Here is a 13,262-nt window from a genome sequence, read left to right on the forward strand (position 1 = left end):
TCAGGGGTCAACAGTGAGATGCGCGGATCACGCACCAAGCGGCCGAAGCAGGGCACGCGAGATGATGTGGCGCTGGATTTCACTGGTGCCTTCCCAGATGCGCTCGATGCGGGCATCCCGCCAGATGCGCTCCAGCGGAAGTTCGTCCATCAGCCCCATGCCGCCATGGATCTGGATCGCCTCGTCGGCGACCATGGCCAGCATTTCGGTCGCTTTCAGCTTGGCCATTGCCATGTCGGAATCGGTTGCGGTGCCCTGGTCGTATTTCCAGCCGGCTTCGAGGATCATCAGTTCGGCGGCCTTCATCTCCATCGCCATGTCGGCGAGCTTGAACGAGACGCCCTGGAATTTGCCGATCGGCTGGCCGAACTGTTCGCGGGTCGCCGCATAGTCGACGGAGTGCGCGAATGCGCGTTCGGCGCGCCCGAGGCAGGTTGCGCCCACCTGCAGGCGCGTCGCGCCGAGCCATGTGTTGGCGACATCGAAGCCCTTGTGGATCTCGCCGAGGATGTTCTCGGCCGGGATTCGGCAATCGTCGAACTCCAGCACCGCATTGGTGTAGCCGCGATGCGAAACGTTGCGATAGCCGTCGCGCACGGCATAGCCGGGCGTGCCTTTGTCGACAAAGAACGCCGTGATCAGCTTTTTCTTGCCGCGCGGCGTGTCTTCCTCGCCGGTCGCCATGAAGCAGATGGCGAAATCGGCGATGTCGGCATGCGAGATGAAGTGCTTTGTACCGTTCAGCACCCAGTCGGTCCCGTCCTGGCGGGCGGTCGCCTTCATGCCGCGCAGGTCCGAGCCGGCGCCCGGTTCGGTCATCGCAAGGCAGTCCCACTTCTCGCCGCGCACGCAAGGCGCGAGGTACTTCTCACGCTGTTCCGGCGTGCCGGCGCAAAGAATGTTGGATGGGCGCGCCACGCAGGTCCAGTGCAAGGCGTAGTTGGCGCGGCCGAGTTCCTTCTCGTAGAGCAGCCATGTCAGCGTATCGAGGCCGGCGCCGCCATGCTCTTCCGGGATGTTTGCTGCATAAAGCCCGGTCTCGATGGCTTTCTGCTGGATCTCGCGTACCAGATCCAGATCGAGCTCGCCGGTGCGCTCGATCAGCGCCTCATGCGGATACAATTCGTTCTCGACGAACGCCTGCGTTGTTTCGGCGATCATCTTGTGTTCGTCGGTCAGGCCGAAGTCCATTGTGGTTATCCCATGCTTTCCGGTCGAGGCAACTTTCCTTGCGCCTCACCGAGAGCGTTGATCTTCTTGAGAATCTCACCTTCCGGTTCACAGGAGCGGCGGGTTTCCAAGCTGACATGGATCAGCAACTGGTTGCAGGTCGCCAGCAAGACGCCGTCCATGCGCATCATTTCGTGATACATGCGCAGTTTCTTGCCCTGTGCCTCCAAAACCTGCGTGCGTACGCGGATTTCATCGCCGGCATTGGTTTCGGCCATGAAACGAATGTGGTTGTCGACGGTGAAGTATGACAGCCCGCTGGCGATGTAGTCCGCGTCCGCGCCGACCATGGCCATCACCACGTCGCCGGCATCGGAAAACACCTGTCCGTAGCGGCTCTCGTTCATGTGGCCATTGTAGTCGGTCCAGTCGATCGGAATGACCCGGTGAAGCGTGCCCAACGGTGCGGTGATATCGTTAGGCAAAGGCGGACGATACTTTTCGTCATGCGCGTTCAGGAGCGCGCCGGCGCCCCAGTTGCGCGGCTTCAGCGCCCGCATCATGGCGACCAGATTGTCGTCGCGAAAGCGTTCCAGCTCGCGGAAAGTGTAGTCGCCCGACTGGTCGTCAGATTGCGCCGCTATGGCCTCGATCAAGTCCTCGGTCAGTTCCGGCACATCGGTGAGCTTGGTCCAGGGTGCCGAGAGATACGGCCCGAACTGGGCAATGAAGTGTTTCATGCCAGCCTCGCCGCCGGCGATGCGGTAGGTTTCAAACAACCCCATCTGCGCCCAGCGCAGGCCGAAGCCGAAGCGGATCGCATCGTCGATTTCCTCGGTGGTGGCGATGTTGTCCTTCACCAGCCAGAGTGCTTCGCGCCACACCGCCTCCAGGAAGCGGTCGGCGATATGGGCGTCGATTTCCTTGCGGACGATCAGCGGTTTCATGCCCAGCGCATCGAGGATATCGCGCGCGCGTTCGACGGTGCCGGTCGAACCGACGATCTCGACAAACGGAAGCAGGTAGACCGGATTGAACGGGTGGGCGACGAAGATTTCCTCCGGGCGGGCCGCACCCTGTTGGAGTTCCGATGGTTTGAACCCGGAAGTCGACGATCCGATCAGCGCTCCGGGACGGCATCCGGCCTGGATATCGGCGAAGGTCCTGTGCTTGATGTCCAGTCGCTCCGGCACGCTTTCCTGGATCCAGTCGGCGTCCTGAACCGCGTCCTTGACGGACGATGCGAACTGCAACTGGCCTTCGGTTGGAATCGAAACGTCCGAGAGGGCCGGCAGCGAGCGGCGTGCGTTGGTGATCACCTCACCGATCTTGCGTTCAGCTTCCGGATCGAGATCGTAGACATTCACGTCCCAACCGTTCAGCAGGAACCGCGCTGCCCATCCGCCGCCGATTACGCCGCCGCCAATGATCGCGGCCGTTGCAGTACCCGTCATGCTTTCGTCCTTTGTGCTGCGAACCCAGTGTCCAATGCGGCACCTTCCATCCGCCCTGATTGCAACATCTTGTCGCGGTGATCCGGGCCTTTTCCAGGTCCGCGCGTCTGTCACGCAGCGAGGTTCACCGGCGCACGCTTGACAAGACCGAGTTTGGCGCGAACCTCTTCGGGTCCGATTATCCGCGCTCCTAGCCCGTCGATTATCGTCACGGCGCGCTCGACCAGTTGCGCATTGGTGGCCAGCACGCCTTTGCCGAGCCAGAGATTGTCCTCCAGACCGACGCGGACATTGCCGCCGGCCAGCACTGCCGCCGCGACATAGGCCATCTGGTCACGACCGAGCGAGAAGGCGCTCCAGCTCCACGTTTCGGGAATCGCGTTGACCATGGCCATGAATGTGTTGAGATCGTTTGGAGCGCCCCACGGAACGCCCATGCAGAGCTGTACCAGGGCGTTTTTCTCCAGCACGCCCTCCGAAACCAGTTGCTTGGCGAACCAGAGATGCCCGGTATCGAAAGCCTCGATCTCCGGCTTGACGCCCAACTCCGTCATCATGCCGCCCATCGCGCGCAGCATGCCGGGTGTATTGGTCATGACATAGTCGGCTTCCGCGAAGTTCATGGTGCCGCAATCGAGCGTGCAAATCTCGGGAAGGCACTCCCTGATATGCGCCATGCGCTCGCTGGCGCCGATCATGTCGGTACCCAGAGAGTTGAGGGGCAGCGGCGACTCCGTCGATCCGAACACCATGTCGCCGCCCATGCCGGCGGTCAGGTTGAGTACGACATCGACATCGGCATCGCGAATGCGCTCGGTCACTTCGCGGTAGAGTTCCAGATCGCGTCGCGGCGCGCCCGTCTCCGGATCGCGGACATGGCAGTGCACGATCGCCGCACCCGCCTTGGCAGCTTCGATCGCGCTGTCGGCGATCTGCTTCGGTGATCGGGGTACGTGCGGGCTCCGATCCTGGGTGCCACCGGAGCCGGTGACTGCGCAGGTGATGAAAACATCCCGGTTCATGGCAAGCGGCATCTCGGTTCTCCATCGGCTTTCTGCGTATGATGGCGGAGTTGCGTCGCTGTGTTTTGCACTATACGCATGTTGCATGTCATATTCCGAACTCGGCGTAACGCCATTGGAGTGCAGTTTTCTGGTTTTACCGGGCTCTTCGTTGCTCACGCTTGCGAGCGCCGTCGACCCTCTGCGCGCCGCCAACCGCATGGTTGGATCGAGAGTGTTCGACTGGGCCTATGTTTCACTTGATGGCGAAGCGGTGCCGACATCCGCCGAAATCGCATGGCCGGTCCGTGGCCGTTTCGATCCCGCACGCCGCATCGATGTCTTCGGTGTCATCGCTGGTTTTGGAGCACCCGGCATGCGTGACCGGTTGCTTTTGGGCGGTATCTTCAAGGCTGCACGACAGGCCCGGTTGACGGTCGGTATTGAATCCGGCGCGTGGCTGCTGGCACGTGCTGGCCTGTTGGATGGTTTGCGCGCCACCACGCACTGGCATGATTTCGAGGACTTTGCCGCCGCCTTTCCGGCGGTCGATCTGCGCACGGATCGCGCTGTCACCGACGGCAAGCTCCTGACCACCTCGGGGGCATCGCCGACCTTCGATGCGATGATCGATCTGGTTCGGCGGACATGCGGGGAGACCGTCGCTATCGATACGGCCGGCAATTTCATCCACGATGCACACCGGGCGGCAGGCGAGGCGCAGGTTCCGTTCGCATTCGGCCCACCCGGTGCCCGCGATGTGCGGTTTATCGATGCCGTCCGCGCGATGGAGTCTCGGATCGACGAGCCTGTGACGATCGAAGCGATCGCCCGCCGTGTATCGCTTTCCGTGCGCGGCTTTGAAAACCTTTTTCTGCGCGAAATCGGCAAGACACCGGGAGCGTTCTTCTTGAGCCTGCGCCTGAACGCGGCAAGGAGACTTCTGGCAGATACCCAGGTCCCGATAAACGAAATCGCTGCGCGAACGGGCTTTTCCTCATCAGCTGCATTCTCGCGCGCGTTCAAGCGTGGTTTTGCGAAATCGCCGACGGATTTTCGCCGCGATTATAGTGCGGCTTGACGTGGCATATCGGTACAACTAATCGCGGCGTTTCAGACGGTTTCATCACGGCTCAGGGAGGTTGCCATGGGTAAATCGGAGGCAGCACCTGTGCTGACGATCACCGAGCCGGCGCGCGAAACCGCTGTAATCAGAAAAACCGATGTGCTCGTGGTCGGATCCGGTCCGGGTGGACTGGCTGCCGCGATTGCTGCGGCGCGCTGCGGTGTCGAGGTGACGCTGGTTGAGCGGTTCGGCTGTTTTGGCGGCAACATCACCGTAGTAGGCGTCGAGGGCTTTGCATGGTACCGCCATGAGCAGACGGTCGAGGCCGGCGGGATTGGTTGGGAGTTCGAAGAGCGTGCCAAGGCGATGGGTGCGGCGGTGCCGGAATCGCAGTCCCTTTCCTATGAGCTCGATTCCGAGGGCTTCAAGGTCGTCGCCGACCGCTTGATCGAGGAGGCCGGCATTCATCCGATGCTGCACCGGCAGTTCGTCGCACCCGTCATGGACGGCGATACCATTGCGGGCATCGTTGTAGAATCCAAGGCCGGTCGTGAGGCGATCCTGGCGGGCCGGGTGATCGACGCGACCGGCGACGCTGACGTAGCGGTGCGCGCCGGTGCTGTCGTCGGCAAGACGCCCGCCGAGGAGATGCAGGCAGCCTCGGTCATGTTTCATCTGGCCGGTGTCGACAAGAAGGCATTCATGGAAGGCGTGCGCGCCGATCCGCAGACCTACAGCGACTGGGCGGTCGGTGAATGGGAGATCGAGACCAGCGGCAAGGAGGACAAGATGTTCTCGCCGTTCCTCAACAAGCCCTTCGCACAGGCGATAGACGAAGGCGTCATTCCCGGCCATCTGAACACCATCGCCGGCACATGGGGCGCCGCCCACGAAACGGGCGAACTGACCTACATGAACCTGATCCACCTTGCCGGCTGCGACGGCACGGATCCCGACAGCATGACCCGCTTCGAGATCGAGGGGCGAAGCCAGGCCATGCATGCAATCGAGGCGTTGCGGCGCTATACTCCCGGATGCGCCAATGCCCGGCTGCGCAATTTCGGGATGACAATTGGCATCCGCGACACGCGCAAGATCGATGCGGTCTACAACATCACCGAGAGCGATGTGCGCAACGAAGGCCGTTTCGAGGACTCGGTTGGGATCTATCCCGAGTTCATCGACGGTTACGGCGTGCTGATCCTGCCGACCACCGGTCGCTACATGCATGTACCTTACCGCTCCATGCTGCCCAAGGGTGTGCGCAACTTGCTGGTGACCGGGCGGGCGATCGGCGGTGATCGCATCGCCCACGCGGCGACGCGCAACATGGCGTGCTGTGCCGTGGCCGGGCAGGGTGCCGGCATTGCAGCGGCACTATCGATCAAGTCGGGCGTCGATCTTCCGATGGTCAGCACGGCAGAGTTGCATGCCGCGCTTGACGGGCAGGGCGTCAGATACCACTAACGGAGGCCCGGCCCAATGAAGCCGGAAGGGGAGCAAACACCATGGCGATCGACACGCTTGAACTCAGCAATCTCGACATCACGCGCGAGGACGAGATTGCCGTCGTCACCTTGAACCGGCCGGCCAAGCGCAATGCGCTGGATGCCGAGACGATCGAGCAGTTGATCGCTTTCTTCGGCGCCGCGCCGCGCTCCGGTGTCGGCGCTATCGTGCTGCGCGCCAACGGCGAACACTTCTGCGCTGGGCTCGATCTGGTCGAGCACTTCAACGAAGAGCGGACCGCAGCCGACTTCATGCATGTCTGCCTGCGCTGGCACGAGGCTTTCAACAAGATGGAGTATTCAGGCGTCCCCGTGATTGCGGCCCTGAATGGCGCGGTTGTCGGTGGCGGGCTGGAACTGGCGTCATCCGCCCATATCCGCGTCGCCGATGCCTCGACCTATTTCGCGTTGCCGGAGGGCCAGCGCGGCCTGTTCACCGGCGGCGGTGCGACGATCCGGGTCGCCGGCCTCGTCGGCAAGGCACGGATGATCGACATGATGCTGACCGGGCGTATCTACCGCGGACAAGAGGCCGTCGATGTCGGTCTTTGCCAGTACCTGGTGGATGACAGCAGCTTCGACAAGGCGATGGAACTGGCGCGCGCTGCGGTGCAAAACCCGCCGCTGTCGAACTTCGCGATCTGTTCGGCGATATCGCATATCCAGAACATGTCGGCGCTCGACGCGTCCTATGCCGAGGCGGTAGTTGCCGGCATCGTCAACACGCAGCAGGCGTCGCGCGGGCGGCTGGAAGCCTTCGCCAACAAAACGGCGGCGCGCGTCAAGCCCGTCGACGACTGAGCCCGAAACTCTGTAAGGATCCGGCCGCTGTTGACACAATAGCCGGTCTACGCCTCGGGCGCGCGCTCAAGCCGCTCAATGAGTGCCGGAAGGTCGGCGATCGTATCGATCACATGACCCGCGCCGGCCGCCTTCAGTTTCGCGGTCACGCGTTGGCGGATCTCATCGACGGCGCCTTGCGGCATTGCCGCCAATTCCTCGACGGTGTGACCGCATTCATTGCCTGAAAGCGCTACGCCGACGGTCATGCAGCCGGCTGCCACCCCTTCGGCGATACCCGGTTCGGTGTCATCCACCTTGATGACCGCCGAAGGCGGATAGACGGCAAGGTCGACGAAGCACTTGTACATGCCGAGCGGGCCGGGGCGCCCTTCGATCAAATCGTCGGAGCAGACGAGATTGTCGGGTTCATAACCCTGTTTGGCGGCGATCGGGAGTACGCGCTCCATGATCGAGCGGGTGTAGCCCGTGGTCGAGCCGATTTTCATGCCCTTGGCGCGCAGCGCTTCGACGGTTTCGCGGGTGCCCGGAACCAGCGTCGCGTAGTCGGCGACGACTTGCTCGTTCATCGGCACAAAAACCTCATAGACCTTGTCGATGGCTGCCGAGTCCGGTTTTGCGCCACACCGCGCTTCCCAGGCCCGGGCGATTTCGGGATCAGCCATCATGGCCTGGATATGGTCCCATTTCGGCATGCCCATCGGCTTCCTGACCTGCTCAATCGTCGCTTGGATGCCGAACCTGGCGAAGGCCTCGACAAAAACACCCATAGGCGCGAACGAACCGAAATCGATCGTGGTGCCGGCCCAATCGAACACGGCTGCCTTGAAAACTGTCATCTTGCGGAATGTCCCCGAACAAAGTGTCGCTGGTTATGAAACCGCATTGGCGCGGATCATGTCTGCGGCCTTTTCCGCTATCATGATCGTCGGCGCGTTGGTGTTACCGCCAATCAGTGTCGGCATGATCGAGGCGTCGACAACGCGCAGTCCCTCCAATCCGCGAACCCTGAGCTGGGGATCGACCACAGCCATCTCGTCGGTACCCATCTTGCAGGTGCCCACCGGGTGGTAGATCGTGTCGGCGCGCGCCCGGATGTGGCGCTCCCAATCGGCATCGCTATGTGCGGTATCGGTGCCGAACAATTCCTTGTGACGATACTTCGCCATCGGCTCCTGCATCAGGATCTCGCGCGACATCTTGGCGCCCTTGATCATCGTCTCCAGATCGCGCTTGTCGGATAGGTACTTCGGGTCGATGCCCGGGTTTGCCATCGGGTCTGGGGATTCCAGGAACACTTCGCCGCGTGAATAGGGCCTTAGTGCGCAGATGTGGCATGAGAAACCGTAACCCATGTGCAGTTTGCGCGCATGATCATCCACAATCGAGATCACGAAATGCAACTGGACATCGGGCCGGTCGAGATCAGGCGCCGTCTTGAGGAAGCCTGCGCCTTCGGCGAATGGGGTTGCGATCATGCCCGATCCGTCTCTTCGCCAGGCGAGGATATGCTTGGCCAGGTTGATCGTTCCGGTAACACCGATCCCGAAATTGTCGGTATCCTTCGACTTCCAGGCGAGGATGAAGTCCAGATGGTCCTGCAGATTTTGCCCGACGCCCGGCAGTTCATGCACCATCTCGATGCCGTGCTGCGTGATGTCTTCGGGCCGTCCGATGCCGGAGAGTTGCAGCAGCTGCGGCGAACCGAATGCGCCGCTACAAAGGATCACCTCGCGTTTCGCGCGCACCTGCTTGCTCGTGCGCGACTGGCGAAAGGAAACGCCGACAGCGCGCTTACCTTCAAACAGGATCCTTTCGCCGCGAACCTTGGTGAGCACGGTCAGGTTCGATCGCTGATCCATGACCGGGTGCAGATAGGCTGCTGCGGCAGAGCAGCGCTCGCCAGCCTTCGTTAGGTCATGGAACTGGGTCACCTGATAAAGGCCCACGCCTTCATTGTCGCCGGTGTTGAAATCTTCGACGCGCCGGTGCTGCAGCTGGGTTGCCGCCTCGACGAAGGCTCTCGACATGGGACGAGGGCTTTGCTGGTCGCTGACCTGAAGCGGCCCGCTGCCGCCATGGTACTCGTCCTCGCCACGCGCGTTGTTTTCAGCGCGCTTGAAATAGGGAAGTACGCTGTTCCAGTCCCAGCCCTCACAGCCCAGCTCGGCCCAGCCGTCATAGTCGGACTTGTGCCCGCGCACATAGAGCATGGCATTGATCGCAGACGATCCGCCGAGCGCGCGGCCGCGCGGCTGGTAGCCCTTGCGGCCGTTCAGCCCCGGCTGAGGGACGGTGTTCAGTGCCCAGTTGTTGATCTTGCCGTGTCCCGGGAGCATGGCGACTACCGCCGCCGGCGCGCGAACCAGGATGCCATCGCCTTTGCCACCGGCTTCCAGCAGGCAGACGGTCACGCCGGGATCCTCGCTCAAGCGTGCGGCAAGTGTCGCGCCTGCCGAGCCCCCGCCGACGATCACATAGTCGAACTCCATGGTCCTTCCTTCCTGCTTCGTCGACCAGACGAGGTTGGCGCGGCGCTCACCGTTCACGATGGTGGGCGAGTTGATGTTGGCAGTCATCGTGTAGAAGGAAAAATGCGGCGCATTCAAGAAACCGGGTTGGCCGGACTTAGGCCGCGGCACCTGATCTCCTCCTCCTCGATTCCCTTTGTTGCGGGTTTCATCGAAACAGACAAGAGAAATGGAGAGATGTCCGATCGTGGCTTTGATCGCCGCTCCCGTTTTCATGACGGTGAAGTTACCGTGCAACCGTGCCGATCGTGCCCCACCGTTCACTCAAGGGACATGCGGCCAAGACTGCGGCCAAGACTCCCGGAAGTCTACAGCGGTTCGATGTAGTCGTTCTTTGTTCGCGGTGCCTCGTGAGATGTGCGTTCACTGGCGAATTCTGCGGCTGACCGGGAAGACCGAAAGCCCAACTCTTGAGGCTAGCGCGCCCCAGATTCCGCGCTTGTCGATCATCATCACGCCGATGGCGATCGCTCCCATCATGATCAGGTACCAGGTTCCCCAGTCGGCTGCGATTTCGCGCAGGGCAAAGAAAACGATCACGCCGATGATCGGCCCTTCGATCGTCCCGATCCCGCCGATCACGACAATGAAAATCACGAATGCCGTCCATTCATTGACGCTGAACGCCGCGTCCGGGGTGATCCGCAGTTTCTGCAGAAAGATAAAGGCGCCGGTCAGGCCTGTGACGCCGGCTGTCAGCACATAGATCATGAACTTCACGCGGCGGGTATTCACGCCTATGGCCTCGGCCGCGGGCTCGCTGTCGCGGATGGCCGTCAGTGCCAGTCCCCAGCTCGACCGTAGAAGCCACCAGACGCCGAGCACCGACACAACGGCGATGGCGAAGGCTAAGTAATACATCACCATCTCGCGTTCCGCGCGCGACGCGGCGATGGATTTGGCCAGTGCCACGGGCAAGGAAATCCCGGAGCCGCCGCCGAGCGCCGTCGACTGCGCCGCGATCAACCGGAATACTTCGGCGATCACCCAGGTGCCGATGGCGAAGTAGGCCCCCTGCAGCCGAAAGGCGATCCAGCCGGTCGGCACGGCGATGAGCGCGGTGGCGAGAGCGGCCAGCGGAATGGCGGCCAGCACAGGCAACCCGGAGAACATCGCCAGCGCGAAGAACAGATAGCCCCCGAGCCCGACAAACGCCTGCTGGCCGACAGAAACCAGACCCGTATAGCCGGCGAGCAGGTTCCACATCTGTGCCAGCGCCAAAAAGGTGAAAACCTCCATCAGCAGCCGCAGATCCGCACGCCCCGCCCAAAATGGAGCCAGCGCCAGGGCGGAAACCGCAAGAAGCACCGCGGCGGTGAGCGCGATCCGGGCGTAAACAGCACCATTGGAAAGGGAAGAACCGTTTTGCGAAACCGGCGTCATGGGCTCAGCCTTTCATTCTCGGAAACAGCCCCGTAGGCCGGAGGATCAAGACGGCGAGAAAGGCCAGATGACCGGCAAGGATCTGATATCCCGCATCGATCTGTGCCCCGAGCGTTTGCGCAACGCCGAGGATAACGCCGCCGGCAAGCGTGCCCCAGATACTGCCAAGGCCGCCGATGATCACCGCCTCGAACGCAAACAGAAGCCTGGCCGGCCCCGCCGCCGGATCGAAGTTGGTTTTCATGGCAAGGAAGATCCCGGCAATCGCGACGACGAAACTCGCCAGCATTGTCGCAAGGGCAAAGATATGCGCATTGTTGCCGCCGACGAGCGGAACGATTTCGGGATCGTCGGAGGTCGCGCGCAAAAGCCGGCCGAGCGGCGTATGGTAAAAGACGAACTGCAAAACCCCGAGCACGCAAAGAGCCGCTACGAAGATCAGGAACGGCAAAAGGCCGATGGCCACACCTTCGAAGAGCTGCAGGCTGGCGGTTTCCAAAGCGCCGGTCTGGATTTTGCGGCTGTCGGCCGAAAACCCTTCCAGAAGAGCGTTTTGAATGATGATCGACAGTCCGAATGTAACCAGGATTGGCGGCAGGATATCCTTGCCGAGCACCCGGTTCAGCACAAAGCGCTGGTTGGCATAGCCGGCTGCCCCGAGCAGCAGCACCACGGCCAGAACCGAGAGCGCCGGATGCCAGCCCCAGGTGACCGCGAAGGTGAGCATGGCATAGGCCGCCACGACGATGAAATCGCCATGGGCGATGTTCACGAACCGCATGACCCCAAACATCAGGCTCAGGCCGGCCGCGAACAAGGCATATAGGCCGCCCAGGAGCACACCCTGCAAAATCGCGTTGACCCAGACCATCACGCAGCATCCCCGATGCCGAAATAGGCCTTGGCGATCTGGTCCCGCGTCAGGGTCGCGGGTGTTCCGGTTAGCGAAACCCGTCCCTCCATGAAGCAGTAGACCCGGTCGGCCACTGCAAGGGCCTGGCTGACATCCTGTTCCACAAGCAGCAGCGCGGTGCCGGTCTCTCTGATCAGAGGGACGGACTTGTAGATGTTCTTGATAACTTTTGGCGCCAGTCCGAGGCTGATTTCGTCGCAGAGAAGCAGCCGCGGGTTCGACATCAGGGCCCGGCCGATGGCCACCATTTGCTGCTGCCCCCCGGATAACGCGGTGCCGAGGTTCTTGCGTTTGGCAAGCAGTTCCGGGAACAGATCGTAGATCTGTTCGACCGTCCAACCGCCGAAGCGTCTCCCGGATGCTCCTATGCGCAGGTTCTCCTCGACCGTTAGCGAGGCGAACAGGCGCCGTCCTTCAGGCACCATCGCCAGCCCCATTTTGTGGATACGGTCCGCAGCCATGCCGCCGATTGCCTGTCCATCGAAAAAGATGTCCTGGCCGGAGGTTCGGTGAAGCCCGGTCAGCGCTCTGAGGAAGGTGGATTTGCCAGCTCCATTGGCGCCGATCATAGCCACGGTCTCGCCGGCGCCGATTGTGAAATCGATCCCGAACAGTGCCTGAAAGTCGCCGTAAAAGGCGGTCAGCCCTTTGGTTTCAAGCAGCATGTTCATCAACTTCGATTCCCATGTAGATTTCCTGAACCAGTGGATCGGCCATGACCTTGCGCGGATCGCCTTGCGCAACGATCTTTCCGAAGTCGATAACGATCAGCCGATCCACGACCGCGGTCAGGGCGTGGACGATATGTTCGATCCAAATGATCGAAACACCCGCCTCTCGAATTCCCTTTATCGTGGTGACGAGCGCCTGGCACTCGGCCTCCGTCAGCCCGCCGGCGATCTCATCGAGGAGAAGCAGATGCGGCCGCGTCGCGAGCGCCCGGGCAAGTTCAAGCCGCTTTCTCTCCAACAATGTGAGCGCCCCTGCCGGCAAGTTGGCCTTGGCCAAGAGGCCGGTCATCTCCAGCAGGGCGCGGCATTCGGCTTCGGGATCATCGTGCACTTCGCACCCGAAAGACGCAGCGACGGCGAGGTTTTCGTAGACCGACATCCCGGTAAAAGGGCTTGGGATCTGAAAGGACCGGCCGATCCCGAGCCGGCACCGCCGCGATGCGGGCATTGCGGTGATATCCGCATCCGAGAACAGGATGGTTCCGCTGGAGACCGGAAGCGCTCCGGCGATCAGGTTGAACAGCGTCGATTTGCCGGCGCCATTCGGTCCGATCACACCAAGGGCTTCGCCGGCGTGAACGTCGAACGAAATATCGTCTGCGACTTTGAGCGCACCGAAGTTCTTTCGGACGTTTTTAACGGACAGAACTGGTTCCATACGAGCCTCGGGGAGCGGGCGGCGCCATGCCGCCCCATCCGGTCCT

At 61.8% G+C, this 13,262-nt stretch carries 12 protein-coding genes; 3 read left to right on the forward strand and 9 right to left on the reverse strand.

From position 1 onward, the window contains the following. Nucleotides 1-27 precede the first annotated feature (27 nt). The 3 genes from ACO06R_RS11305 to ACO06R_RS11315 all read right to left on the reverse strand — a co-directional run bounded on the left by ACO06R_RS11305 (nt 28) and on the right by ACO06R_RS11315 (nt 3,658). Nucleotides 28-1,191 (reverse strand): acyl-CoA dehydrogenase family protein, encoded by a 1,164-nt coding sequence (locus ACO06R_RS11305; protein WP_421849567.1) that lies wholly within the window; start codon nt 1,189-1,191, stop codon nt 28-30. Between the two features lie 5 nt (nt 1,192-1,196). Further along, nucleotides 1,197-2,624: a carnitine 3-dehydrogenase gene (locus ACO06R_RS11310; RefSeq protein WP_421849570.1), complete on the reverse strand. Its 1,428-nt coding sequence runs from the start codon at nt 2,622-2,624 to the stop codon at nt 1,197-1,199. 110 nt (nt 2,625-2,734) lie between these two features. After that, entirely contained in the window at nt 2,735-3,658 is a 924-nt protein-coding gene (locus tag ACO06R_RS11315) for a 3-keto-5-aminohexanoate cleavage protein (protein WP_421849574.1), read from the reverse strand. 73 nt (nt 3,659-3,731) lie between these two features. On the opposite strand from ACO06R_RS11315, the gene ACO06R_RS11320 reads away from it, so the two are divergent. The 3 genes from ACO06R_RS11320 (at nt 3,732) to ACO06R_RS11330 (ending at nt 7,000) form a co-directional block, all read left to right on the forward strand. Beyond that, entirely contained in the window at nt 3,732-4,706 is a 975-nt protein-coding gene (locus tag ACO06R_RS11320) for a GlxA family transcriptional regulator (RefSeq protein ID WP_421849577.1), read from the forward strand. A gap of 66 nt (nt 4,707-4,772) precedes the next feature. Next, a complete protein-coding gene (locus tag ACO06R_RS11325; protein ID WP_421849580.1) occupies nt 4,773-6,158 on the forward strand; it encodes an FAD-dependent oxidoreductase in 1,386 nt (461 codons plus the stop codon). Nucleotides 6,159-6,199: 41 nt separating this feature from the next. Continuing rightward, on the forward strand, nt 6,200-7,000 hold the full coding sequence (locus tag ACO06R_RS11330; RefSeq protein ID WP_421849583.1) for a crotonase/enoyl-CoA hydratase family protein: 801 nt from the start codon (nt 6,200-6,202) through the stop codon (nt 6,998-7,000). Between the two features lie 47 nt (nt 7,001-7,047). Here ACO06R_RS11330 and phnX read toward each other — a convergent pair whose 3' ends face one another. The 6 genes from phnX to ACO06R_RS11360 all read right to left on the reverse strand — a co-directional run bounded on the left by phnX (nt 7,048) and on the right by ACO06R_RS11360 (nt 13,216). After that, nucleotides 7,048-7,839, reverse strand: a complete 792-nt coding sequence (phnX, locus tag ACO06R_RS11335) for a phosphonoacetaldehyde hydrolase (protein WP_421849586.1) — start codon at nt 7,837-7,839, stop codon at nt 7,048-7,050. A 33-nt stretch (nt 7,840-7,872) separates the two neighbouring features. After that, the gene (locus ACO06R_RS11340) at nt 7,873-9,492 is read right to left on the reverse strand and encodes a GMC family oxidoreductase (RefSeq protein WP_421859355.1); all 1,620 of its coding nucleotides are present in this window, start codon (nt 9,490-9,492) and stop codon (nt 7,873-7,875) included. 402 nt (nt 9,493-9,894) lie between these two features. Continuing rightward, a complete protein-coding gene (locus ACO06R_RS11345) occupies nt 9,895-10,914 on the reverse strand; it encodes a branched-chain amino acid ABC transporter permease (RefSeq protein WP_421849589.1) in 1,020 nt (339 codons plus the stop codon). Between the two features lie 4 nt (nt 10,915-10,918). Beyond that, entirely contained in the window at nt 10,919-11,785 is an 867-nt protein-coding gene (locus tag ACO06R_RS11350) for a branched-chain amino acid ABC transporter permease (RefSeq protein ID WP_421849592.1), read from the reverse strand. After that, on the reverse strand, nt 11,785-12,498 hold the full coding sequence (locus tag ACO06R_RS11355) for an ABC transporter ATP-binding protein (protein ID WP_421849595.1): 714 nt from the start codon (nt 12,496-12,498) through the stop codon (nt 11,785-11,787). The genes ACO06R_RS11350 and ACO06R_RS11355 overlap by 1 nt, the downstream gene beginning before the upstream one ends. After that, complete coding sequence (locus tag ACO06R_RS11360) at nt 12,482-13,216, reverse strand: ABC transporter ATP-binding protein (protein ID WP_421849598.1); 735 nt, start codon at nt 13,214-13,216, stop codon at nt 12,482-12,484. The genes ACO06R_RS11355 and ACO06R_RS11360 overlap by 17 nt, the downstream gene beginning before the upstream one ends. Between the last annotated feature and the right edge of the window lie 46 nt (nt 13,217-13,262).

It is taken from the genome of Oricola sp., from assembly GCF_965230365.1.
In the GTDB taxonomy this organism is placed as follows: domain Bacteria; phylum Pseudomonadota; class Alphaproteobacteria; order Rhizobiales; family Rhizobiaceae; genus Oricola.